The organism is Mesorhizobium sp. AA22 (assembly GCF_001672375.2).
Taxonomy (GTDB): Bacteria; Pseudomonadota; Alphaproteobacteria; order Rhizobiales; family Rhizobiaceae; genus Mesorhizobium; species Mesorhizobium wenxiniae.
This window is the reverse complement of sequence record NZ_CP048406.1, coordinates 4,303,652-4,327,106: the sequence shown is the minus strand read 5'-3', so window position 1 is coordinate 4,327,106 and position 23,455 is coordinate 4,303,652. Positions and strand designations below refer to the sequence as shown.

The window sequence follows — 23,455 nt, the reverse complement described above, 5'->3', positions numbered from 1 at the left end:
TGCCGGCGCGCCCGGAACAGGGTCATAATCCGAGCCCTTTCACTATTCTCACAACCAAGTGCCGTGTCAACGAGGATGGGGTTTTTTATCTATAAAAGACTGACTTGCCCTCGCCGTTTGCGTTGTTTAGCTTCACCGCAACGAAAGGGGGGCCCATGGCTCAAGTCGCGATCAGCAATGTGGCCAAGGCGTTCGGAACCGTCAAGGTCCTGCACGATGTCAGCGTTGACATCGCCGACGGGCAGTTCGTGGTGCTGGTCGGTCCTTCGGGGTGCGGCAAGTCCACGCTGCTCAGGATGGTGGCGGGGCTGGAGACCGTTTCAGGCGGCAGAATCGCCATCGGCGACCGTGTCGTCAATCATCTGCCGCCGGCCAAGCGCGACATCGCCATGGTGTTCCAGAATTACGCACTCTATCCGCACAAGACGGTCGAGCAGAACATGGCCTTTGCGCTGAAGCTGCGGAAGACCGATCCGGCTGTGGTCGCCGAGCGGGTCAAGCGCGCCGCCGATATCCTCGACCTCAATCCTTATCTCAAGCGCTATCCGCGCCAGCTCTCGGGCGGGCAGCGCCAGCGCGTCGCCATGGGCCGCGCCATCGTGCGCAACCCGCAGGTGTTCCTGTTCGACGAGCCGCTCTCCAATCTCGACGCGAAGCTGCGCGTGCAGATGCGCACCGAGATCAAGGAACTGCACCAGCGGCTGAAGACCACCACCATCTATGTCACGCACGACCAGATCGAAGCCATGACCATGGCCGACAAGATCGTCGTAATGCGCGACGGCCGCATTGAGCAGGTCGGCGCGCCGCTGGAACTGTTCGACCGGCCGGCCAATCTGTTCGTCGCCGGCTTCATCGGCTCGCCGTCGATGAACCTGCTCAAGGGCGTGGTGCGCAAGGGCGACAAGCCTGTCGTCGAGATCGCCGGGACGCCGTTCCCTAACGCCGCGAACAGCGCCGTGGAGGATGGGCGCAATGTTGTCTACGGCGTCCGGCCCGAGCATCTCGAAATTCACCCCGACGGCGTGCCGGCGAAGATTTCCGTGGTTGAGCCGACCGGTTCCGAAACGCTGGTGTTTCTGCGTTTCGGCGAGGGCGAGATGGTGGCGCTGTTCCGTGAGCGCCACGACTTCAAGCCGGGCGACACGCTTCACCTGAAACCACGGCTGGACCAGGTCCACCTCTTCGACGCAGAGACCGGCCGTCGTCTATAACACATTGAATTTGCGTATGATCTTATCCGAAACCGACATCACTTTTCGGGATCACGCGCTAGGTTTCACGTCAAAAAGCCCGTTCGGGAGGAATGCCATGCTCAAAGGGATCAATCCGCTGCTCAATGCCGATGTGCTCCAGGCGCTGCGGGCGATGGGCCACGGCGACGATTTGATCATCGCCGACACCAATTTCCCCTCCGATTCGGTGGCCCGCCAGACCGTCCTCGGCCGACTGCTGCGCATCGATGCGCCGGCCGCGGACGTAGTCAAGGCGGTGCTGTCGCTCTATCCGCTGGACAGTTTCGTCGACGATGCGGCCGCCCGCATGGAGATCGTCGGCAAGCCGGACGAGATTCCCGCAGTGCAGCAAGAAGTGCAAAAAGAGATCGATGCTGCTGAGGGCAAGGCCTGGCCTATGATCTCGGTCGAACGCTACGCCTTCTACGAACGTGCCAAAAAGGCCTATTGCGTCATCCAGACCGGCGAGCGCCGCTTCTATGGCTGTTTCGCCTTCCGCAAGGGCGTCGTTCCGCCGGATGCGGAGTAGGGAGATGCCAGGCAAGCCTGTCGTCATACTGGGCGTCTTCGTCGCCGACACTGCCTACCGCGCCGCCCGCCAGCCGCGCATGGGCGAGACGCTCCTTGGAACTTCCTTCACGCTTGGCCCCGGCGGCAAGGGCTCCAACCAGGCGGTTGCGGCCGGCCGTCTCGGTGCCGACATCACTTTCCTGACGCGCCTCGGCGTCGATCCCTTTGCCGATATGGCTAGGCAGACCTGGGCGCAGGCCGGGGTGAAGAGCGCCGTCATCGACACGCCGGAGAGTTATACGGGTGCGGCCTATATCTTCGTCGAGGAGACCACCGGCAACAACGCCATCATCGTCAGTCCGGGTGCGGCCATGCTGATTTCGCCCGACGACATCGAGGCTAACGCCGGCCTGATCCGCTCGGCGGGCGTCTTCGTCACCCAGCTCGAGCAGCCGATCGAGGCGGCGATGCGGGCGCTGGAGATCGCGCGCGGGGCAGGCGTGACGACCATCCTCAACCCGGCGCCGGCGGCAAAGCTTCCTGACCGCATCTATACGCTCTGCGACTATGTCACGCCGAACGAGACCGAGGCCGAGGAACTGACCGGTATCAAGGTGTCTTCCATCGACGACGCCCGCCGCGCCGCCGACAGCCTGCTCGAAAAGGGCGTCGGCGCGGTCATTGTAACACTCGGCGACAAAGGCGCGCTGTTGCAAACGGCCAGCCGCTCCGACTATGTCGGCGCGATCAATGCCGGCGCTGTGGTCGAGACCACCGGAGCAGGCGACGCCTTCAATGGCGGCTTGGCCGCAGCACTTGCGAGAGAGGTGGAACCGCTGCAAGCGGTCCGCTTCGCCTGCGCCGTCGCCGGCATTTCGGTCACCCGGCCCGGCACGGCGCCGTCGATGCCGACGCTACAAGAGGTCGAGGCATTGCTCGCCAAGGGGTGAGGCCGCCCAGCCTGGCCGGCGCTCTCGATTTTAGTCCCGACCACGGTGACATATTAGCCACAGTTAATATGAATCGGCAAACCTATCTTGCGTCATTGGCATAGGTGTCCCGTAATGGATCACTGGGTCTGGCGCCGCAATTGCACGGTCAGCAATGCCGGGGGGCACCTTGACCTGGCAATCGGGGGTAATCTGGGGGGGCCGCCGCTTCGCAAATGGAGCGGCGGGCTTTTTCACGGCACTACACCATCAGAGGCCGCCGACGGATAGGATTGGCTGTGTTCTGCAATGTTCGCGGGGAAGTACCTGTCGCGCCGAATGAGGCGATCTAGCCGCGAACGCCGGACAATTCGCGAACCTCTGCCCGCAGCGCCTGTAACTCCGCGAGGATGATGGCCTGATCGCTGTGCAGCGTTGCCCTGTCGGCCGATTCTACGGCCTCATGCTCGGCCTCCATCGCCGAAACGATCACGCCGATGAACAGATTGAGCACGGTGAACGAGGTCGCGATGATGAAGGGGATGAAGAACAGCCAGGCGGTCGGATAGACCGCCATGACCGGGCGCACCACGCCGTCCGACCAGCCTTCGAGAGTCATAACCTGGAAAAGCGTGAAGAGCGATTCCGGTATGCCGCCGAACAGTTCGGGAAAGGACGAGCCGTAGAGCTTCGTCGCCATCACCGCAAAGACGTAGAACACCAGCCCGAGCAACAGCATGATCGAGCCCATGCCGGGCAGGGCGGTGATGAAGCCGGTGACGACACGGCGCAGCGACGGAACGATGCTGATCAGGCGCAGGACCCGCAGGATGCGCAGCGCCCGCAGCACGGAGAGCGAACCGGTCGCGGGGATGAGCGCGAAACCGACGACGAAGAGGTCGAAGATGCGCCATGGATCGCGGAAGAAATTCGTCCTGTAGACGACCACCCGGATCGCGAGTTCGAGCACGAAGACCGCGAGGATCGCGCGGTCGATGGCTGTTAGCAGCGGGCCAAAAACAGCAATCGCATCGGGCGAGGTTTCGAGGCCGAGCGTGACGGCGTTGATCAGGATCAGGACCATGATCGTGAGGTCGAAATGGCGCGATTCGATGAGCGATTTCAGGGCGTCCAAGGCTTCTTCTCCGTTAGAGCATCGGACCCAAAGTGGGAACCGGGTTCGGGAAAATCCAATGCTCAAACGCATATGACAGGCTTGGAATGCAACAAATACAAAAAGTTGAAACTCTTAGGAAACCGAAAGTCGGGACTTTTGTATTGAGGATCCAAGGCCATCCGCGACTCCAGCGTGACAGGCCGGCACTCTAACCACTGAGCTACGCCCGCGCATAGACGAGAACGTGTCAGCCGCGTTCGTCGTTGGGGCGGTGGATAAGCCGCCGGTGTGAGGCGTTACTCGCCAGGGGTCGAGAGCCCACGGGCTCGAACGTAACCGCCACAAGGCCCAAACAGCCCGGTCGCAAATAGCCATCTGGCCCGCTGTTAAAGCGAATCGCTGCGCTACGTCGCTGTAGGGACCGCATTTTTCTACGGCAGCGCGAACGATGAACCGGCACACAGCGATCATCTACCAACTCGTCAGGAACCATGCGGGGAGCAGCGGGTTTGGCTTGGATGCCGACACGTTCGGTCCACCATTCTCCAAGGAGAATACGATGACATTAGCAAGCAAGACCACAGCAGTTGCCGCGGCGTTGGCTATGCTGGCTTCCCCGGCAGTATCCCAGACGAGCTCACCTGCGCCCGCCGCACCTGCACAGGATCGCGCCTCAGAGCCAGCGCCAGGAGTGAGCGGGCCAACCGAAGACTCCATGCGCAATATGATGCGTCAGATGATGGCCGAGATGCTGGAGGAGAGAATGCAAGAGCATCGCCGGCCCCGAGCAGAACGACGAGGTGGCGACCGTTGGCATCGCGATTTCCGCAGAGGTCCGCATGACGGGCGCCGAATGGGAGGCGGGATGATGCATGGCGCACGGATGCGAATGATGTTCGCCATAGTGGACGCCGACGGCGATGGTGCGCTTTCTCAAACCGAAGTTCAGGATTTCATCGGGCGGATATTCAACGCCGTCGACGAGAACGGCGATGACAGCGTCGACAGGGAGGAAATCCGATCCTTCTTCCACGGAGGTGCCGACGAAACGGGTGAATAAATCACTGCAAGTCTTGCGCGTTCCTGGACGAAAATTCGGGAAAGGAATTCGGAAATGGCTGGTCTCGTTGGCAAGTTTGTCGGGAAAACCCCGGCCCCTGTAGCGCTTCAAGTCGGGCCTTGATGTCCATGGCCGCGCCACAATCCGCCGACATGCAGTCGGTCCTCCACAACAACATTCAGGCTCTGGTTGACCATCGACGAGAGCAGGAGCAGCATCGGGCGTTTCAAGATCGAATTGCCGGCGTCATTTCCCGTTTCGCGGGGAGCATGGCATTCGTGTATCTGCACCTTGCAATCCTGATCGTCTGGGTTGCGCTGAACCTTGGGGCGATCCCGGCTATTTCACCCTGGGACCCAAGTTTTGTGATATTGGCAATGGTAGCCTCGGTTGAGGCGATCTTCCTGTCTACCTTTGTACTGATCAACCAGAACAGAATGGCTGAGCTCAGCGAGCGCCGCGCTGAGCTGAATCTGCAAATCAGCCTGCTCAACGAGCATGAAACCACGCGACTGATCGAAATGATGTCCGCTCTGACGGAGCGTTTGAAGGTACCGACGCCAGCAGATGACGAACTGCCCCAGCTAGCTCAGAACGTCGATCCTCAAGCGGTGATGAGCCAAATCGAACGGGTCTCTGAAAATCAGACCGAGCGCTAGGATTTATCGAGTGCCAGTTCGACACCAGTATCCGAATTGCCGGTCCGGCATTCAGACTTTTTTTCATTTCCAATCAGCTAAGTGATTGAAAATGGCGCGAGTGACGGGGCTCGAACCCGCGACCTCCGGCGTGACAGGCCGGCACTCTAACCAACTGAGCTACACCCGCGCAAGACGAGCACGGTCAGCCGTGTTCGTCGTTGGGGCGGTGGATAAGGCGTAAGCCACCGGGTGTCAAGCGGAGCGCGACAGCATAACAGCAAACAGGAGAAGGTTTTTTGACAAGCCGAATTTTGTTGCGGAAAACGATCAACGGTGAGGGCATCGTGCGCTCATTTGGCCTTGCGAACCCCGTCCTAACTGCTTAAAGGTCCGGCCCGGAGCGGGCGATTAGCTCAGTTGGTAGAGCGCTTCGTTTACACCGAAGATGTCGGCGGTTCGAGCCCGTCATCGCCCACCATAAAATCAATAAGTTCCGCCCAGAAGACGAAGTTACCTCCGGGTTCATTGAACTCGGAGGCAATTGAAAACGGCGATGGCGTCAGGCAGCACTGGACCCTGAATGACTCCTCCGGGTTCCAGTTGAGCCGGCGGAAATACCCCTCGTTTCCCTCCGCACATCTCCGCCGGTTCATTCGATATCAGCGCGTCCGAGATTGCACGTGAGCAGATCGACGGGCGCTCGCTGACTTCGGGGCAGACTGAGCGCTTTTGGTTCTGCACGTTTGCCGGGTTAGATCGGGCGGCTCGGGATTGCAAAATCCATCGAGCGAACAAGCGATCTGTGACGGACCCACTGAGCCGGCCATGGGCGGCAACGCGACTGCGCCGCCATTGCTCGAAAGAAAGTTGCGTTTAGCCTTGAAATATACTTCTCTATCTGGATGATATAATAAATCTAAAAAAGTACCTTTGTTTTTTAATTATTGTTAACCATGTGTTAGTCGAGGTTATCCGGTTAACGCTTGAGGAAACTATTGAGGTTATGTTTCGTACCTCGCTGATATATGAGTCTTAGGTAATGTGCGGATTCGGGGGCTATTTAGGTTCGATCCGGGATGCGGAAGCTTTGCTTGCGCGCATGATAGCTGCGATCGCCCATCGCGGGCCGGATGAGCAAGGGAAATTTGTAACACCCGACGCTGGGCTCGGGCATGCGCGGCTGTCCGTGATCGGGATCGGTGATGGCCAGCAGCCGATGTCCGATGTATCGGGCAACTTGACCATTGCGTTCAACGGCGAGATTTTCAACTACCTGGAACTGCGCGAAGGGCTGATAGCGAAGGGCCGGCGCTTCCGTACGTCAAGCGACACAGAGGTCATCCTGCACCTGTATGACGAGATGGGCGAAGACTGCCTGCCGCTTCTGAACGGCGATTTCGCCTTCGCGATATGGGATAACAGACGTCGGCGTATGGTGCTTGCACGAGACCGGATGGGTGTCCGGCCGCTGTTCTACACGAACAAGGACGGCGTGCTTTACTTCGCATCGGAGATCAAAGCCCTCATGAAGGTCCCCGGCGTCTCAGCCGAAATCGATCCGATTGCACTCGACCAGATATTTACGCTGTGGGCGCCGATCGCTCCCCGCACGGCTTTCCGAAATATCCATGAGCTGGAGCCGGCAAGCGTGATGATCGCGACACAGGGGCAAGTCACGGTCAAACGCTATTGGCACCTCGACTATCCGCATCGGGATGCGCCGTCGACGGTCACGAACGAGGGCGATGCGGCCGAGGAGCTGCAGGCCCTTTTGACCGATGCGGTGAGGCTTCGCATGCGCGCGGACGTGCCGGTCGGTTCTTATCTTTCGGGCGGGCTCGATTCGTCCCTTGTCTCGGCGCTTGCCGCCGGCATGACTCCTCGCAAGCTGCAGACATTTTCCGTGACGTTCGACAGCGCCGAGCACGACGAAAGCGCCTTCCAGACCGAGATGGCTTCAGCACTTGGCACCCATCATCGAACCATTGCCTGCCGTGCCGGCGATATCGCCGGTGTCTTCCCTGAAGTCATCCGCTTTGCCGAGCGGCCGATCATCCGCACGGCCCCGGCCCCCCTCTATAAATTATCCGGCCTCGTTCGACAGGCTGGCCTGAAAGTGGTGCTGACTGGCGAGGGCGCCGACGAGGTCTTCGCAGGCTACGATGTCTTCAAGGAAGCGCGTGTTCGCCGGTTCTGCGGGCGGCAGCCGGCATCGCGCATGAGGCCACAGCTGTTCCGCAGGCTTTATCCCTATCTGCCGGGTCTGCAGCAGCAGTCAGTGGAGTACCTGGCTGCGTTCTTCGGCGCCGGTAACACTGCGCTCGACGATCCGCTGTTCTCGCATCGGCCGCGCTTCAAGACCACGGCGGCGGCGAAGATTTTCTTTTCCGGCGACCTGCGTGCGACGTTGAAGGGCTATGACGCGGCTGAGGACCTGGTCAGCCAGCTGCCCCAAGCATTTTCCCTGTGGCATCCACTGCATCAGGCACAATATCTCGAAACCCGCTTCCTCCTGCCGGGTTATATACTCTCCAGCCAGGGCGATCGCATGGCGATGGCGCATGGAATCGAAGGACGTTTCCCTTTCCTCGATCCTCGTTTGGTGGCATTCGCGGCAAGACTACCGCCGGAGATGAAGCTGAAGGGATTGGTGGAAAAGCACATACTTCGCAAGGCAGCCAAGCACCTGCTTCCGACGGCGATCCGGGAGCGCACCAAACAACCTTACCGAGCCCCGGACGCCAGCTCCTTTGTTGGAGCCGGAGAACTGGATTACGTACGCGACTGCTTGAGCGAAGCGAGCATCGCTGCCGGCGGACTATTCAACGCCAAGGCGGCGGCAAACCTTCATGAGAAATGCCGCACGCAGCCGGTATCTGGGTTTCGCGACAACGCGGCCTTCGTCGGCATTTTGTCGACGCAGCTGTGGCAGAAAAATTTCACCGGCCAAGAGGTCGGTGCGGCACGAGCAGCCTGAGAATGGAAGGAAAGAAAATGGTTACAATCAAGGACAAGGTCAGAACTTTTATCGTCGACAACTTCCTGTTCGGCGACACGTCATACCAGCTTGCAGATACAGACTCGCTGATCGAGAACGACATCATCGACTCGACTGCCGTGCTGGAATTGGTGGCATTCATCGAAGACGATTTCGGCATAGCGATGGTCGATTCCGACGTCGTGCCGGCCAATCTGGATTCGATTGAACGTCTCTCATCCTTCATCAGTGCGAGAGCAAAGGCGCTGGCAGCGTAGGTGCCCGCGGCGAGGAGCGTCCATGCGGATCGAACATTTCCTGGCCGCGAAGGCCGCTGCCCATCCCGCCAAAACGGCATTGATCACCAAAGACAAAAGGCTGAGCTTCGAAGAACTGGACGATCTTTCGAGCCGCCTGGCCGCCGCCCTTTTTGTGAATGGCGTCAGGCGCAACGACCGGGTCCTGATCTTCATGGACAATTGCTGGGAGGCCGCGGTTTCGATTTTCGCCGTCCTCAAGGCAGGAGCGACGTTCAGTCCGATCAACTCATCCACCAAGGCTGAAAAGCTCGCCTACATCATCGCCGATTGCGACGCTGCCGCGATCCTCACGCAGGCAAAACTGATGCCCGTGGTCGCTGAGGCGTGCGGATCGAGCGGCGAGACCGGCATCTTCGTGGCTTCCACCGCTGGTACCGATGGCCAATGCCCGGCAGGGGCTGCATCCCTAGCGGACTGCCTGACGCTCGAAGCCGGTGAGATCGACCACGGCGGCATCGACGTCGATCTGGCTATGCTCATCTACACCTCAGGCTCAACGGGCCGGCCCAAGGGCGTGATGATGACGCACCGCAATTGCGACGCGGCCGCGGACTCGATCACCACCTATCTGCGCAACTCGCCAAACGACATCATTTTGAATGTTCTTCCCCTTGCCTTCGACTATGGCCTCTATCAGTTGCTGATGGCCGTCAGGCTTGGCGCCACGCTGGTGCTCGAAAAGTCCTTCGCTTTTCCCCAAGCAATCTTTGAGCGTATCCGCGAGGAGGGCGTCACCGGTCTTCCGCTCGTGCCAACTATGGCGGCGATGGTCCTGCAGATGCGTGACCTGACGCCGGGCTTCCTGCCCAGCCTTCGCTATATTTCGAATACGGCAGCGGCCCTGCCGCAGGCGCACATAGAACGTCTGCGTTTCCTTTTTCCCGGTGTCAGACTCTATTCGATGTATGGCCTGACGGAATGCAAGCGCTGCACCTACCTTCCGCCCGAGGAGCTCGATCGCCGGCCGGGGTCGGTCGGCATAGCCATCCCGAACACCGAAGCCTTTGTCGTCGACGACCAGGGGCAACGCGTGCCGCCAGGCGTAGCGGGTGAACTGGTCATTCGCGGACCGCACGTCATGCAGGGTTACTGGCGCAACGAAGCAGCAAGCGAACGGGCCCTGCGGCCTGGCCCAAACCCTTGGGAGAAGGTTCTCTATACCGGCGATCTGTTCAGGACCGATGAGGATGGCTTTCTCTATTTCGTCGGGCGCAAGGACGACATCATAAAGACGCGGGGGGAGAAGGTGGCCCCGAAGGAGGTGGAGGCCGTGCTTCACGCCCATCCGGGCATCGCGGAGGCCGTTGTCGTCGGCGTGCCGGATCCGGTGCTTGGGCATGCGATCGGCGCACTCGTGATACGCTCGGACCCGAAGCTAAGCGAAAAGGATGTCATGCGCCACTGCGCACGTCATCTTGAGGATTTCATGGTCCCCAAGGTCATCGAGTTCCGCTCGGAATTACCAAAAACGGATACGGGCAAGGTCAGCCGCCGGCTTGCTGCAGAGATGATGGAGGTCGCGCAATGAGTGTTCGCCCCAGCGACGACGCCCAGACCATTCTGGCGCAGGCCCTGGCGATCGACCCCGCCGCCGAAACGGACAGGATCGTCACCGCTTTGCGCCAGCAGTTGCGTGGTATTCGCAAGCGGGGTCTCACGCTCGGTCTTTCGGGTGGGATCGATTCAAGCGTTTCGGTGGCGTTGGCCGCGCGAGCCGTCGGGCCTCAGAATGTATTGTGTCTGTTCATGCCGGAAAACGATTCCGATCCGGAAAGTCTGCGGCTCGGCCGCCTTGTCGCCGACAATTTCGGTGTCGAGGCCATTGTGGAGGATATCGGGCCGGCTCTGCGCGCCATGGGCTGCTATGAGCGTCGCGACGCCTTCATCCGCGAACTGGTCCCGGAATATGGCGAAGGCTGGGCCTCGAAGATCGTGATCGCGAACGCGCTTGAGGGCGAAGGCTACAATATTTCGTCGCTGGTGGTGCAGGATCCCAAGGGCAAGCAGACGAAAATAAGAATGCCGCTGCCGGTCTATCTCGGTGTCGTCGCCGCCACCAACATGAAACAGCGCACCCGCAAACAGATCGAATATTATCATGCCGATCGCTTGAACTTCGCCGTTCTTGGAACACCGAACCGGCTGGAATACGATCAGGGTTTCTTCGTCAAGAACGGTGACGGCGCGGCTGACGTCAAGCCGATCGCACATCTCTATAAAACGCAGGTCTATGCGCTGGCGGCCTATCTCGGCGTTCCAGAGGAAATCCGCAACCGGCCGCCGACCACCGATACCTACTCGCTGGCGCAGACGCAGGAGGAGTTCTACTTCTCGCTTCCCTATGACCGGATGGATATTTGCCTTTTCGGCCTCAACAAAGGCGTGGCGGCCGAAGTGGTCGGCCAGGCGGCGGGACTAGACGCCTCACAAGTGGAACGCGTCTGGGCCGTTATCACCGCCAAGCGAAAAGCCACACGCTATCTGCACCTGCGCCCGCAACTCGTTGATGAGGTCGAGGAAGTCGGTACCTGACCTGCTTCGAATCGGGCCATGTCCTAAACCGCACTTCAGGTGAAGCGGCCGCCGATCAGCCGGCTCCACTGCTCACCCGCAAGCCCGTTCAGGAAAGCTTGCGAGTTCTTCATGGCATCCAAAAGCTCTGGATCGCGTGAATGCACCACGGTCGAGGCAACAGTTAGGAAAGCTATGCGCCGCCCAAGCATTGCTTCTAGAAGTGCGGGTTGAATCCGTCCGCGCAGGCCGCTGACGCCGCGTTCGGCGGCATGATCGATCAGGCAGTCGATCACCGAACCCGCCTGGCCGGGAAGGGCGAGGATCTGCAGCACGCGACCGATTTCATCTTTCCGTGCGTGATAGGCGAATGCGCCGACATTGGTGCCGACTGGCGATGTCACGGAAACGAAGACAAGCTCGCCCATATCCGGCTTTTGTGCCGCATCGGCCAGGATGTGATCGAGCTGGCCTTCCGCCCACTCCGGGCGCAGGACGAACTGGGCGGTCAACGGTTCGACGAGCTTGGCAAATGTGCCGCTGTCGATTTCCGACGTCCGGAGGGCGCCATGGCCTGCCCCGTCCGGCGCCACACCGGACCAGCGTCGTTCGCTGGACTTCATTCGCCTGCAATAAAATCGGTCGATGGCATGCGCAAACGGATTGAGCATTCGGGCAAGCTTCAAGCGACTGGCGGAAAGGCTGAGCACAAAGCTCGACGGCCGCATCACGCGTACCCAGTCGAGACTGTATTGCGGCAGGACCACGCCACGCAGCCGTGTCCACAACCTTGCGGAGATGTCGTTGGCCGTCTCGCTGAAAGAGATGTCCTGCGGACCATCCAGGTAAGCTTTCAACAAGCGGGCTCCGGCCATCGGGTCGCGCTCATGATCCTCGACCATGAGCGAGCTGCAAATGGCGGCGTGTAATTGCCGGCCGTTGAACTGCATCGGCAATGCGTGAATGCCGACAAACCCGGAGACGCGGCCGGCGTCGTTGACATGGACTAGCGACCGGAGATCGCCTCCGCAACCGGGCGCCTCCAGATAAAACCGTCTCATATATTCGATGAGCGAGGCCGGCGCTTCGGTCCGCTCTTTGCGCAGCACGCGTTGAAACATGCCTGCGACTGCCGGAAGATCGGCACCTTCCAGGGCGCGAATGACGCTCAAGCCCGGCTCCCGCCACCGGAGTCCCGTCCACCGCGTGTCCGGACCATGGTGACGCCAGGCTTCCCATCGGCCATCGCGGCGACCGTCAGGTGTTCGTGGCGGTGCGATCTCGCCCAGTTGCAATCGCTCCGATGGCCGAAAGGAGAGCTGAAATGCTGCGGCAAGGTAGGCCCTTTGCTTGATTATGAAAACGAGCGTCGTTGCTGTTACCAACTTCGGGTAAACCGATGTTAAAGTATTGGTAGCGAATCGAGTTTTATCGACGCGACTCACGCCTTGTTTCCTCGGCGCCGCGGCACGTCTGGCGAGGCCTCAGCCTGCAGCTTCCGGCGCGAAGCCAAGTCGCTTGGCTACGATCCTTGCCCGCGCCGCCGTTCTTGAGACGAACCATGGCAAGTGCTGCATGATCTGCCGCCCGGTGCAGGAAAAACCGGCGCCGAAATCGAGGATCATGGCGGAAGGAGCCGGAAATCCTTGCCTTCGGGCAGCAGCTGCCCGCCGTCGACGATTATAGTCGTGCCGGTGATGTAGCTGGCGTCGTCGGAGGCCAGGAACAGGAAAGCATTGGCGACGTCGCGCGGGCTGCCGAGGCGGCCGAGCGGTATGGAGTCCTCCATGTTCTTTATATAGGCGGCGCCACGATGCAGCTGGATTGCTTCGGTGAGGATATTGCCGGGCTCGACGCCGTTGACGGTGATGCCATAGCCCGAGAATTCGAGAGCGGCCGAACGGATCAGGCCGTTGATACCGGCCTTGGTCGCCGAATAGTGGCCGTGACCAGGGCTGGTGACGTGTGGGCCGGTGATGGAGGAGGTGAACAGCATGCGGCCAAAGTGCTGCGCCTTCATCGGAACGAGTGCGGCACGGGCGGCATTGAAGGTGCCGCGCAAATTGACCGCCATGACGCGGTCCCAGTCCTCCGGACTGGTGTTCTCCAGCAACTGCCAGGGATAGATGCCGGCATTCTGGACCATGATGTCGAGACGGCCGTGATGGTCGAGCGCCAGCGCAACGGCGGCCTCCGCATCGACCAGCTGCGAGATGTCGGTGCGGATGAAGACAGCGCCGAACTCGTCCGCGGCCGCTTGCCCGGCCTCGACCTCGGTATCGGCCAGGACCAGCTTCGCGCCCTCTTCGGCAAAGCGCTGTGCGATGCCCTTACCGATGCCGCGCGCACTGCCGACGATCAGAGCGACCTTGTCTTTGAGACGCCCGGTCATGCCAGCCTCTGGCGAATGGTTTGCTTGAAAGCGTCGAGCAGCACGGCGGCAAGCACGAGCAGGCCGTGGATCACCTGGGTGAAGTTGGCCGGAAGGCCCATCAGGTTAATCGCCGTGTTGATGGCCGACAGCAAAAGCACGCCGGCATAGACGCCGGGCAGGGTGCCGACGCCGCCCTTCAGGCTGACACCGCCGATGACGACGGCGGCGAACGCGTTGAACAGCAGGCCGACGCCGAGATTGGCGGTGGCGCCCGAGGTGCGGATCGCCAGCAGCCAGCCGGCAAGGCCGGCGATGGCGCCAGCGAGAACAAAGGCAACAACAAGGTTGCGGTTGACGCGGATGCCGGCTCGGAAGGTTGCAGTCTCGTTGCCGCCGATCATGACGAGATGCCTTCCGAAGGGTGTCTTGGCCATGATCAGCGAGAAGACTACGAAACACGAAATGGCGATCCAGGCGGTGAGGGGCAGGCCAAGGAGGCGCTGAATGCCGAACCAGCGGATCGCCGGCGCAAGGTCTTGCGCAGAGCGGCCGCCGGAAATGACCAGCACAAGGCCGCGCACCCAGATGTAGGACGCGAGCGTGATGATGAAGGCACTCATCTTCACCTTCACGACCAAATAGCCGTTGATGGAGCCTATGATGCCGCCGACAACTAGGGCAAGCAGCAGCGAAACCGGAACCATCAGCCATTCCGGCTGTAATTGAACGCCAAGGCCGATGCCCGCCGAGCAGAACAGGATACCGACCGCCATGGCGCCGAGCGCCGCCACGGATTCGACCGACAGGTCCATATGTCCGGTGATGATGACCAGCGCCAGGCCGATCGACATGACGCCAAGCACGCTCGACGCCTCTACGATGTTGGCGAAGATGCCCAGTTGGAAGTAGTTCGGAATGAAGATGGAGAAGACCACCAGCACGAAGACCAGCATGAACCAGACGAGGTTATCGAGGGCGAACTCGAGGGCGTGGCGCGTGCGGGGATTCATGTGCTGATCCAGCTGGCGCATGATCCGAAACCAATTCGGTTTTCGGGAACCGCGCGGATTGAAATTGCTGCAGCGTTCCTCGCGCCTCCGTTCGGACGCGCCGGGCTGCAGTGGTGGGCTCCGGGCCAGCGTGGCCCGAAGCCCAAGGCGACTTTGCTATTCGACCGGCTTCACCGTGTCCGAAGGCGGCTTCATATTGCCCCAGAAGGCCGGGTTATCGACATTTTCCTTGGTGATCGGAGCGCCGGGGATCTTGATGTTCGGCCCCCAGGCTTCCTTGGTCACGGTCGACTTCAGGCCGAGCACGTCGTACTCTCCCGGCTTGATCTCCTGCTTGTTGACGACCTTGTCCATAAACATGGCGACGGCGGCGGCCTGAGCGTAGAGCGGCTGCTCGACCTCGACGTTGAGCCAGCCCTTGCGGATCAGGTCAAGGCCGACCGGCGCGCCATTCGAGCTCATTAGCATAACGTCGCCCGGTTTCTTGCCCGCGGCCTCGAGCGAGGCGACGGCAGCGACCGAGAGATGCGCGGCGTGGCTGAAGATCAGGTCGATATCCGGGTTGGCGAGCATCTGGTCGGCAACGATGGTGCCGGCATTGCTGGCTTCCCATTGCATGGCCGGAACCGAGATGATCTTGACGTCCGGGAACGCCTTCATCTTCTCCTCGAAACCCTTCTGGATGTCGAGCGTGTAGGGGTCGCCGGGATCGCCGAGCACCTGGAGGATCTTGCCTTTCACCGATCCGTGCTTCGCCTTCAAGAGCTTCTCGGCCTGATCGGCGGCAATCTGGCCTATCTCGACCGTTCCCGCCACCGACGTGAAGTCGGACGGTGTCGAGGTGATCTGCCGATCGAACTCGACCACCGGGATGCCGGCGGCGCGGGCGGCCTCGATAGACGGCTTCAGCGCATTGAAATCGACGGCGGCAAGAATGATCGCCGACGGCTTGAGCGCGATAACGTCGTTCATTTGCGATTGCTGAGCGTCGGTCTTGTTATCGGCGTTCAGCGTCGTCATCTCGTAGCCGACCTGCTTCAGGAACATCTCCAGAGCGCTCACCGAGCCGGTCTGGAATTCGTCGAGCAATGTCGGCACCAGGTAGTAGATGGTGCCCTTGGACTGGGCAAATGCCGGCGTGAGCGTGGCAAAGGCCAGTGCCAGGATACCGAAGACGGAAAGAAGTATTTTCTTCATGTCGTTCGCTCCTCTTGCGCCGGACCCCTCATTTGCCCCTCAGCCTGCCGGTCCGGCACCGGCAAGCGTCTCTCCGGTAATCATGTTGATCACCGCGTCGGGACTTGTTTTGTTGCGCGCGACATCGCCTGCCACGACACCTTGCCGGATCACCACGATCCGGTCGGCGACCTGGAAGGCCTGTTGCATGATATGGGTGATGATGACGACGCCGATACCTTGGCTGGCCACCTGGCGGATCATGTCGAGACCGCGCCGTGTCTGCTCGACACCGAGTGCCGCGAACGGCTCGTCGAGAAGCACGAGCTTGCCGCCAAAATGCACGAATCGGTTGAGCTCGATGGCCTGCCGCTGGCCGCCTGAGAGGTGCTCGACATTGGTTCTGAGCGAAGGGATGCGCGTGCCGGCGCTGGCCAGCGCCTTTTCGACCACCTGCTCCATGGCGGGTTCGTCGAGCACGGGAACGCCAAGATATTTCTTGGTGATCTCGCGGCCCATGAAGAAGTTGGCCACCACGTCGACATTGGTGCAAAGCGAGAGGTCCTGGTAGACGGTCTCGATCCCGGCGACCTTGGCCTCGGCGGGAGATTTGGCGAGGAATTCCTTGCCCTCGAACAGCATGCGACCGGAGGTCGGCTCCAGCCCGCCGGCGATGATCTTGACCAGTGTCGATTTGCCGGCGCCATTGTCACCCAAAAGCGCCACCACCTCGCCCTTGCCGATCGAGAAGCTGATGCCCTTGAGCGCTTCGATCGCGCCATAGTTCTTGGCGACGTTGTCGAGCACCAGCAGAGGTTCACTCATGCCGCGATCCCCTTGCCTTGCAGGATATCTCGCCCGCGTTCGCGCTCGGCGGTGAATATCTGGCCGAAGCGCGGCGAAAGCACCCCTGAGACGACAAGCGCTGCGGCACCGCGCAACACCGCATGCTGGCCGCCGCGTGCGACGGTGACACGCGGCGCCGTGCGGTCCTTTCGCGCCGAGATCGAGTTGGGAAGGTTCGCAACCGAACCGGCCAGCCGTTCAAGTAAATCGGTGGACGCCAGTCCGCCGAGGATGATGGTTTCGGGATCGAACAGGTTCTCGATGATGGTGATGGCGTTGCGAAAGATCGGCCCGACTTCATCAACCCAATCGGCGTCGCTGATGTTCCGGCGCCGCAGCGCCTCGAGCGAGAGGTATCTTTCGAGGCAGCCGCGGTTGCCGCAGGGGCACGGCTCGCCATCCGGCACGACAGGAATGTGTCCGATTTCGCCGGCATTTCCCCAGGCGCCGCGCAGCGCGCTTCCGTCATGAACCACGACGCCGCCAAGACCGACACCAAAATAGAGATAGTAGTATTCGGAATATCCCGTTCCGAGGCCATACAGGCGCTCACCCATTGCCGCGGCCGCCATGTCGGTCTCAAAAAACGCGGGCAGCCCGGTCGATGCCTCCAGCCGTTCTCGAAGCGCCACGTCCTTCCAGCCGGTCATCGTCGTCGGGCCGATAAAGCTCATCGACTCCACGCCGAAAGGGCCGGGCAGCGCCATGCCGATGCCGAGAACGCGACCGCCAGGCCGCAGTCGGGTCAATTCAAGCACCATCGCGCCGATCAGATCGAAGGCATGGTCGGGCGTTGCGTTGGGGGCCTCGCGGTAGGTGCTCTCGATCACGTCTCCGCTCAGATTGATCAGCGCCGCATTGATACCTAGCGGGGTGACATGAATGCCGACGGCATAGCCGCCCTCCGGGTTGATCCGCAGGGTCGCCGGAGGCAGCCCGCGCCCCCGCGGCTCTTCGCGCATGGACAGAACGTAGCCGTGTTCTTCCAGCTCGCGAACGATGGTCGATACCGTTTGGACGGTGAGCCCGACCCGCCTGGCAATGTCGCCGCGGGCGATCGGACCGTGAAGGCGGATGGATTCGAGGACGATGCGCCTGTTGTAAGGCCGCCCGAATTCCTGATTGGTCCCCCGCAGCGCCATGTCTTGTGTCCCTAGGAGACATGAGGTTCGCACCGAATATTTATTCAGTCAAATGGAATTCAAAAATATTGACTTCCGCGCATGATGCGTCGGTCCCGGGTTCACCAGCGACACGGAGCAGGAGCAGAGGCCGCTACAGATGGAAAACGGCCAGATCTGTCTTAATGAAGAAGATGCGGGCTTCAGAGATACTGCGCGACCTTCTTGCCGACCCTTAGGAAGCGCAGCGGGTCGATGGCTTCGCCATTGTGGCGGATCTCGTAATGCAGATGCGGGCCGGTCGAGCGCCCGCTGCTGCCGGTCTTACCGATGACGTCGCCGGCATTGAGTCTCTTGCCGACGGTCACGTTGATTTTGCTAAGATGCCCATAGCGCGTCGCAAAGCCGTTGCCATGGTCGACCTCGACCATGCGGCCATAGCCGCCGTTCCAGCCGGCCTTGACGACGACGCCGGGCGCCGTCACCTTGGCAGGCATTCCGGTCGGCGCCCTAAAATCCATCCCCGAATGCAGCGCGGCGGTGCCGAGGAGCGGATCGGTGCGCACGCCGAACGGGCTGGTGACCGAGCGACCGGGGGCGGGATTGGCGAGCGGCAGCCGTCGCGCCTCCGTCTTCAGACGATCGAGCGCGTCCAGCGCCTCGTCGAGTTCCCTTACCTTGCTGTCGAACGTCATCGAACTGTCGAGTGGTATCAGCGGACCGCCGGTATCGCTCTTGCCGAAATCGCTGTCGACCGGCAGGCCAGCCGCCTCGAGCGCCTGAGAGATTGCATCGGCGTTTCTGTAGGCGTTGTCGGCAAGCGTGGTGATGCGGGTGAGCTGCTGGCTCTCTATGGCCTTGAGCGACTCGCTGATCGATACGAACAGCTTGTCGGCACGATCGGCCGCCGTATCGCTCGGCAGCGGATCGGAGCGGGTCGACCACAGGGAGAACGGCCTGGTATCGCCGGCGCCAATGTTGGCGCCGACGCTGGCAACCGAATAGGACCGCGGCTGGGCGTCGGCTACGTCGGCGCGTTTTTCCGGCTTTGCGGACGCAGCAGTGCCTGCGGCAGGTGGCGTTCCGACTTCGCTCTCGCCGCGTTCGAGGAGTGGGCCGAGGCGGCCATGGCGCAGGCTGAGCTGGGTCTGTCGTTCCAGCAGTTCGCCAACTTTGGTTTCCATGAGCTGCTGGTCGACAAGCTGACGGCTGGTGATCCGGTCGACCTGGGCGCGCAGCGCGGAGATGCGATCCTCATAGGCCTGCTGCATGCGCGCCTGCCGTGCCGTGGTCGCGCCGATCAGGTCGTCGCGCAGCACGAGATAGGAGGTCGCCAGCAGATAGCCGATGGCCATCGCCGCCAGCGCGGAGCCGCAAAATGCGGCAACCCATGGACGTATCGTGAAATGCCTGACCTCGTTGCCCCGGGCGATAATGACCGTGTGGGGCTCCTTGCGCCTGCCGAAGACCGTTGACTGACTGGCTACGTTCACGGGACCAAGCTTTCGTTACGATACCAACGACAAGCCTGATTACACATCATTAAGGTTAACGGTCGGTTGCTGGCGCCCAGCTCCTTGCAGCCCATGGGTTGCAGCTGGATTGGCATGAGGACATGAGGCGCAGGCTCAGCGCTTCATGCCTCACATGGGGCTCTCAGCCCACAGCCAACGTCGCTATCAGAGCGCGCGGACGGCCTCCAGCACCGCCTCGGCATGGCCTTTGACTCGTACGTTCCGCCATATCTTGGCAATCCGTCCGTCGCTGCCGATCAGGAACGTTGCGCGCTCTACGCCCATATAACGGCGGCCATAGAGCTTCTTCTCGACCCACAGATGATAGGCTTCGATCACCTTGCGCTCCTCGTCGGCGACGAGGTCGACGGTCAGGTCGTATTTTGATTTGAATTTGTCGTGTTTTCGGACGCTGTCCGGCGACAGGCCGATGACGGCGGCGCCGAGCTTTTCGAACTCCGGCTTCAACCGCGAAAAGCCGATCGCCTCATTGGTACAGCCTGTGGTGTCGTCTTGCGGATAGAAGTAAAGCACGACCGGCTTTCCCAGCAATGACGCGAGGCTGAGCGAGCCGCCGCCGTCGCGGGGAAGGTCGAACTGCGGCGCAAGGTCGCCGAGGTCGAGATCAGCCATATCGATGCCCTTGTTTGAGGTTACGCGCGAAGCCCCATCGATATATTGTCGCACCGGGATTCGTCCACGGTCGAGTTCGTTCAACGGAAAATTGTGTGGATCAGGAGCAGCCGCAGCACGAGAAGATCAGATTCAGGCGTGATGAGATCACCGACCTGGGTGCCTTCCCGTCCGCGTGCCGCGTACCGCCGCTCGGCCAGGCGTCGATCGGCCGCGGCGTTCGTGTTCTTGCGCGGCTGTTTGCCGGCCTTGTGGTGCTTGTGCTGCTGGCCACCGCCGCTGTGTATGCGATCGGCATGTCCGGTTTCGGCGCCGAGCGGCTGCGGGCCGAAGCGGAAACGGCCATCGAGAAATTGGCCGGCGTCGATGTCGATGTTGCGGTCGGGCCGGCCGGTCTCACGCTCGACGGATCGAGCTTCATCGCGCTACAGGTCAGCGACGTCAGCCTCAAGACCGCCGACGGCAAACCGATGGCCGATGCTGGGCGTGTCCGCTTCGGCATAAGGCTGATACCGCTGCTTTCGGGCGAGGTGCGGCTTACCAGCGCCAGGATTTCCGATGCGCGCATCGTTATGGCGGCGCTGCCGTCGGGTGGCGACTGGACGGCGGCGCTGCGCAATGACGACGGCCTCATCGACCCGGAAAGACTGGCCGGCACGGTCTTTGCCAGCGTCAACCACGCGCTCGATGCGGTGCGCGAGGATTCGATGCGCCGGATCGACCTCCGCAATGTCGACGTCGTTCTGCCCGAGGCCGGGTCGGTCAACCTGGTCAGGATCACAGATGCCACCGTTGGGCAGTCGGGGCCGGGCGGCATAGAGTTTTCGTCCGACGCGGAGGTCGACGGCAGGGCACTCACCATCACCGCCTCAGCGACCCGCGATACGACGACGCGGCGCGTGACGGCTTTGGACGCCAGCGTCGAGATAGCGGAGGTTAACGGGACTGCGGCAACGCCAGGCGGGACGCTGGGCGCGATTGCCTTGAAGCTGGCGGGATCGGAAGGATCCGGCGAGAATGCGTCGCGGCTGGCGGCCTCGTTGTCGTTCGCCGGTTCCGTGCTAGATTTTGGCTCCCGCGGCTCACTTCCAGCAGACATCGATCTCAATGCCACGCTTGTCGCCGGTTCGAACAAGATCCAGGTCGACAAGCTGCTGTTGAAAACCGGTCGCTCGATTTTCAATTTCGCCGGTTCGATCGGACCGAAGCCTGCGACAGGGACAGCGGGCGAGGAGCCATCCTACCGCTACGACCTGACCAGCGACGGCTCGACGCTGTCGCCTTCGGAATCGTCCGAACCCGCGCTCGATTTCATCGCGCGCGTCGCCGGCGTCTACCAGACCAGGAGCCGCAAGCTCGTGGCCGAGCAGATCGGGATCAGGTCCGGAGCCGCCAGCGAGGCGCTGGGCACGGCTTCGGTCGAGTTCGTCGAGGGGAAGGTGCCTGGCATATCTGTTGCCTTCAATGTCCACGACATGCCGGTCTCGCATGTCAAGCAGTTGTGGCCCTGGTTTTCCGCGGGAAATGCTCGCCTTTGGGTGCTGAAGAACCTGTTCGGCGGCCGCGTCGTCGACGCGAGCCTGCAGTTCCAGGTCGTGCCCGGGCGCCTGGGCAACGGGATACCGCTTTCATCAGATGAAGTGTTCGGCCGTTTCCAGATCGAAGGATCGCGCTTCGATACGGCCGGTCACATTCCGCCGATACGCGATGCCGTCGGTGTTGTCGAATTCCACGGCAATGACGTTGACGTCGCTTTGTCCTCGGGCAACGTTTATATGGCCAGCGGCCGCACGGTGGCGGCAAGCAACGGCACGTTGAAGATCAAAGCGGCGAACCGCCCGCCGGTGATCGGCGCGCTCGATATCGACGTCGCCGGGGAGGCGTCGGCAATCGCCGAACTCGCCTCCTACGAGCCGATCAATGCCATGCGCCATGTCGGCCTGCTGCCGGACGAACTGTCCGGCACGGTGACCGGCCACGTCAAGGCGGACATTCCGCTGCAGTCCGGCGTCGATAGCTCGAAACTCGATTGGCTGGTGACGCTCGATTACAAAGACCTGTCGCTGGGCAGGCCGTTCGAAGACCAGACGGTGACGGACGCCGATGGTTCGATCACGGTCGAACCCGAGAAGGCGGTGATATCAGCCAAGGCGCTGCTCAACGGCATTCCAGCCGAACTCGACCTGATCGAGCCGCTCAGGGATGGCGGACCGCCACGCAGCCGGAAAGTGGCGCTGGTGCTCGACGACAAGATGCGTGCAGCCGCCATGCCTGGCCTGTCGCCGCTGCTTTCCGGAACCATCAAGGTTGCGATCGACAAGAGCGGCACGGGCAACCAGACTGTTTCGGCGGATCTGACCAGTGCCAGGCTGGATATTCCCTGGGCAGGCTGGAGCAAGGGACCCGGCATTCCAGCCAATGTCACATTTGCCATGGCCAAATCCGACGACACCACGACGCTGTCCGACTTCGACCTGGATGGAAAGACTTTTTCAATCGACGGCGGCGTGGTGCTGGTCAACGGCGCTCTGTCCTCGGCGCGGTTCAGCAAGGTCACGTTGAACCGGGGAGACAACGTTGCCGTGTTAGTGAAACGATCGGGCAAGGGCTACGCGGTCGACATCAGCGGCAACGCGCTGGACGCGCGCTCGCTGATCAAGCAATTCACGTCCGATGTCGACACCGCCACCAAGGCCACGGGGTCCGACGCGATTTCGGTGAGTGCCGATGTCAATTCCCTGACCGGCTTCCACAACGAGAGACTGTCGAACCTGAAGCTCGACTACAGCGCGGCCGGCTCCAGGGTGAACGGGCTCAAGGTGAGCGCCACGGCAAGTTCGGGTGCTGCCATAAGCATCAGCAATACGACCGGCGCCGGCAGGCGCGCCCTCAACGTGACGTCGGCCGATGCCGGCGCCATCCTGCGGTTCCTCAACATCTACGAGCATATGGAGGGCGGTTCGATCACGCTGGCGCTCACCGGGGCAAGCGATGGGCCGATGAGGGGCCAGGTCGACTCGCACAACTTCTTCGTGGTCAACGAGCCGAAACTCGCCTCGCTCGTATCGACGACGCCGGCGGGCGACAGCCGCAGCCTCAACGAAGCTGTCAAAGCCAACATCGACACGTCGAGAGTGAAGTTCGAGCGCGGCTTTTCCGAGATCGAAAAGGGCGCCGGTTATCTCAAGCTGGCCAATGGCGTGCTGCGCGGCCCGCGTATCGGCACCACTTTCCAGGGCACGCTCTATGACCAGAACAATAACATGGACATGACCGGCACGTTCATGCCGGTCTATGGCCTCAACCGCATCTTCGGCGAACTGCCGCTCTTCGGCGCGCTGCTCGGCAATGGCCGCGATCGCGGCCTGATCGGCGTGACCTACCGGCTCAGGGGCGATGCCAACAAGCCGAAACTGGACGTCAACCCGCTGTCGGTGATCGCGCCCGGAATATTCAGGTCGATCTTCGAGTACCGGTGAGG

19 protein-coding genes and 2 tRNA genes are annotated in these 23,455 nt (G+C 61.4%); 10 read left to right on the top strand and 11 right to left on the bottom strand.

Annotated elements, in window-relative coordinates; translation table 11 throughout:
* Nucleotides 1–155: 155 nt before the first annotated feature.
* The 3 genes from ugpC to rbsK all read left to right on the top strand — a co-directional run bounded on the left by ugpC (nt 156) and on the right by rbsK (nt 2,695).
* Complete coding sequence (gene ugpC / locus A9K68_RS20945; RefSeq protein WP_065008101.1) at nt 156–1,214, top strand: sn-glycerol-3-phosphate ABC transporter ATP-binding protein UgpC; 1,059 nt, start codon at nt 156–158, stop codon at nt 1,212–1,214.
* 97 nt (nt 1,215–1,311) lie between these two features.
* A complete protein-coding gene (locus tag A9K68_RS20940; protein ID WP_065008282.1) occupies nt 1,312–1,764 on the top strand; it encodes an RbsD/FucU family protein in 453 nt (150 codons plus the stop codon).
* 4 nt (nt 1,765–1,768) lie between these two features.
* On the top strand, nt 1,769–2,695 hold the full coding sequence (gene rbsK / locus A9K68_RS20935; RefSeq protein ID WP_065008102.1) for a ribokinase: 927 nt from the start codon (nt 1,769–1,771) through the stop codon (nt 2,693–2,695).
* Between the two features lie 328 nt (nt 2,696–3,023).
* Here the strand turns inward: rbsK and A9K68_RS20930 are convergent, their stop codons facing one another.
* Nucleotides 3,024–3,809: an ion transporter gene (locus tag A9K68_RS20930; RefSeq protein WP_065008103.1), complete on the bottom strand. Its 786-nt coding sequence runs from the start codon at nt 3,807–3,809 to the stop codon at nt 3,024–3,026.
* Nucleotides 3,810–4,464: 655 nt separating this feature from the next.
* Nucleotides 4,465–4,962, bottom strand: coding sequence for a hypothetical protein (locus A9K68_RS20925; protein ID WP_065008104.1), 498 nt, complete (start codon nt 4,960–4,962; stop codon nt 4,465–4,467).
* Between the two features lie 17 nt (nt 4,963–4,979).
* Between A9K68_RS20925 and A9K68_RS20920 the strand changes: the two genes are divergently transcribed.
* On the top strand, nt 4,980–5,510 hold the full coding sequence (locus A9K68_RS20920) for a DUF1003 domain-containing protein (RefSeq protein ID WP_065008283.1): 531 nt from the start codon (nt 4,980–4,982) through the stop codon (nt 5,508–5,510).
* A gap of 92 nt (nt 5,511–5,602) precedes the next feature.
* On the opposite strand, the gene A9K68_RS20915 is transcribed toward A9K68_RS20920, so the two are convergent.
* A tRNA-Asp gene (locus A9K68_RS20915) sits at nt 5,603–5,679 on the bottom strand.
* A 215-nt stretch (nt 5,680–5,894) separates the two neighbouring features.
* On the opposite strand from A9K68_RS20915, the gene A9K68_RS20910 reads away from it, so the two are divergent.
* The 5 genes from A9K68_RS20910 (at nt 5,895) to nadE (ending at nt 11,321) form a co-directional block, all read left to right on the top strand.
* Nucleotides 5,895–5,970 (top strand) — tRNA-Val (locus A9K68_RS20910).
* Nucleotides 5,971–6,531: 561 nt separating this feature from the next.
* Nucleotides 6,532–8,469 (top strand): asparagine synthase (glutamine-hydrolyzing), encoded by a 1,938-nt coding sequence (gene asnB, locus A9K68_RS20905; RefSeq protein ID WP_065008105.1) that lies wholly within the window; start codon nt 6,532–6,534, stop codon nt 8,467–8,469.
* Between the two features lie 17 nt (nt 8,470–8,486).
* A complete protein-coding gene (locus tag A9K68_RS20900) occupies nt 8,487–8,747 on the top strand; it encodes an acyl carrier protein (protein ID WP_029353536.1) in 261 nt (86 codons plus the stop codon).
* Between the two features lie 22 nt (nt 8,748–8,769).
* Nucleotides 8,770–10,317, top strand: a complete 1,548-nt coding sequence (locus A9K68_RS20895) for an AMP-binding protein (RefSeq protein WP_065008106.1) — start codon at nt 8,770–8,772, stop codon at nt 10,315–10,317.
* Nucleotides 10,314–11,321, top strand: a complete 1,008-nt coding sequence (nadE, locus tag A9K68_RS20890; protein ID WP_065008107.1) for an NAD(+) synthase — start codon at nt 10,314–10,316, stop codon at nt 11,319–11,321. The genes A9K68_RS20895 and nadE overlap by 4 nt, the downstream gene beginning before the upstream one ends.
* Before the next feature lie 35 nt (nt 11,322–11,356).
* On the opposite strand, the gene A9K68_RS20885 is transcribed toward nadE, so the two are convergent.
* From A9K68_RS20885 to A9K68_RS20850, 8 genes are all read right to left on the bottom strand, one after another.
* Nucleotides 11,357–12,472, bottom strand: coding sequence for a hypothetical protein (locus A9K68_RS20885; RefSeq protein ID WP_065008108.1), 1,116 nt, complete (start codon nt 12,470–12,472; stop codon nt 11,357–11,359).
* A 449-nt stretch (nt 12,473–12,921) separates the two neighbouring features.
* Nucleotides 12,922–13,692: an SDR family NAD(P)-dependent oxidoreductase gene (locus tag A9K68_RS20880; protein WP_065008109.1), complete on the bottom strand. Its 771-nt coding sequence runs from the start codon at nt 13,690–13,692 to the stop codon at nt 12,922–12,924.
* Nucleotides 13,689–14,684, bottom strand: coding sequence for an ABC transporter permease (locus A9K68_RS20875; protein ID WP_065008284.1), 996 nt, complete (start codon nt 14,682–14,684; stop codon nt 13,689–13,691). Before A9K68_RS20875 ends, A9K68_RS20880 begins: the two co-directional genes overlap by 4 nt.
* Before the next feature lie 156 nt (nt 14,685–14,840).
* Complete coding sequence (locus tag A9K68_RS20870) at nt 14,841–15,881, bottom strand: sugar ABC transporter substrate-binding protein (protein WP_065008110.1); 1,041 nt, start codon at nt 15,879–15,881, stop codon at nt 14,841–14,843.
* A gap of 39 nt (nt 15,882–15,920) precedes the next feature.
* Complete coding sequence (locus A9K68_RS20865) at nt 15,921–16,685, bottom strand: ATP-binding cassette domain-containing protein (RefSeq protein ID WP_065008111.1); 765 nt, start codon at nt 16,683–16,685, stop codon at nt 15,921–15,923.
* On the bottom strand, nt 16,682–17,848 hold the full coding sequence (locus A9K68_RS20860; RefSeq protein ID WP_065008112.1) for an ROK family transcriptional regulator: 1,167 nt from the start codon (nt 17,846–17,848) through the stop codon (nt 16,682–16,684). The genes A9K68_RS20865 and A9K68_RS20860 overlap by 4 nt, the downstream gene beginning before the upstream one ends.
* Nucleotides 17,849–18,030: 182 nt before the next feature.
* Nucleotides 18,031–19,320 (bottom strand): M23 family metallopeptidase, encoded by a 1,290-nt coding sequence (locus A9K68_RS20855; protein WP_065008113.1) that lies wholly within the window; start codon nt 19,318–19,320, stop codon nt 18,031–18,033.
* A gap of 186 nt (nt 19,321–19,506) precedes the next feature.
* The gene (locus tag A9K68_RS20850) at nt 19,507–19,974 is read right to left on the bottom strand and encodes a peroxiredoxin (protein ID WP_065008285.1); all 468 of its coding nucleotides are present in this window, start codon (nt 19,972–19,974) and stop codon (nt 19,507–19,509) included.
* A gap of 95 nt (nt 19,975–20,069) precedes the next feature.
* Here A9K68_RS20850 and A9K68_RS20845 point away from each other — a divergent pair, with 95 nt between their 5' ends.
* Nucleotides 20,070–23,453: a DUF3971 domain-containing protein gene (locus A9K68_RS20845; protein WP_065008114.1), complete on the top strand. Its 3,384-nt coding sequence runs from the start codon at nt 20,070–20,072 to the stop codon at nt 23,451–23,453.
* The last annotated feature ends 2 nt before the right edge of the window (nt 23,454–23,455 follow it).

What these genes read in the sequence shown, in the direction of transcription:
- ugpC (WP_065008101.1), top strand. Translation starts at nt 156, where the DNA reads ATGGCTCAAGTCGCGATCAGCAATGTGGCCAAGGCGTTCGGAACCGTC.
- A9K68_RS20940 (WP_065008282.1), top strand. Translation starts at nt 1,312, where the DNA reads ATGCTCAAAGGGATCAATCCGCTGCTCAATGCCGATGTGCTCCAGGCG.
- rbsK (WP_065008102.1), top strand. Translation starts at nt 1,769, where the DNA reads ATGCCAGGCAAGCCTGTCGTCATACTGGGCGTCTTCGTCGCCGACACT.
- A9K68_RS20920 (WP_065008283.1), top strand. Translation starts at nt 4,980, where the DNA reads ATGGCCGCGCCACAATCCGCCGACATGCAGTCGGTCCTCCACAACAAC.
- asnB (WP_065008105.1), top strand. Translation starts at nt 6,532, where the DNA reads ATGTGCGGATTCGGGGGCTATTTAGGTTCGATCCGGGATGCGGAAGCT.
- A9K68_RS20900 (WP_029353536.1), top strand. Translation starts at nt 8,487, where the DNA reads ATGGTTACAATCAAGGACAAGGTCAGAACTTTTATCGTCGACAACTTC.
- A9K68_RS20895 (WP_065008106.1), top strand. Translation starts at nt 8,770, where the DNA reads ATGCGGATCGAACATTTCCTGGCCGCGAAGGCCGCTGCCCATCCCGCC.
- nadE (WP_065008107.1), top strand. Translation starts at nt 10,314, where the DNA reads ATGAGTGTTCGCCCCAGCGACGACGCCCAGACCATTCTGGCGCAGGCC.
- A9K68_RS20880 (WP_065008109.1), bottom strand. Translation starts at nt 13,692, where the DNA reads ATGACCGGGCGTCTCAAAGACAAGGTCGCTCTGATCGTCGGCAGTGCG.
- A9K68_RS20875 (WP_065008284.1), bottom strand. Translation starts at nt 14,684, where the DNA reads ATGAATCCCCGCACGCGCCACGCCCTCGAGTTCGCCCTCGATAACCTC.
- A9K68_RS20870 (WP_065008110.1), bottom strand. Translation starts at nt 15,881, where the DNA reads ATGAAGAAAATACTTCTTTCCGTCTTCGGTATCCTGGCACTGGCCTTT.
- A9K68_RS20865 (WP_065008111.1), bottom strand. Translation starts at nt 16,685, where the DNA reads ATGAGTGAACCTCTGCTGGTGCTCGACAACGTCGCCAAGAACTATGGC.
- A9K68_RS20860 (WP_065008112.1), bottom strand. Translation starts at nt 17,848, where the DNA reads ATGGCGCTGCGGGGGACCAATCAGGAATTCGGGCGGCCTTACAACAGG.
- A9K68_RS20850 (WP_065008285.1), bottom strand. Translation starts at nt 19,974, where the DNA reads ATGGCTGATCTCGACCTCGGCGACCTTGCGCCGCAGTTCGACCTTCCC.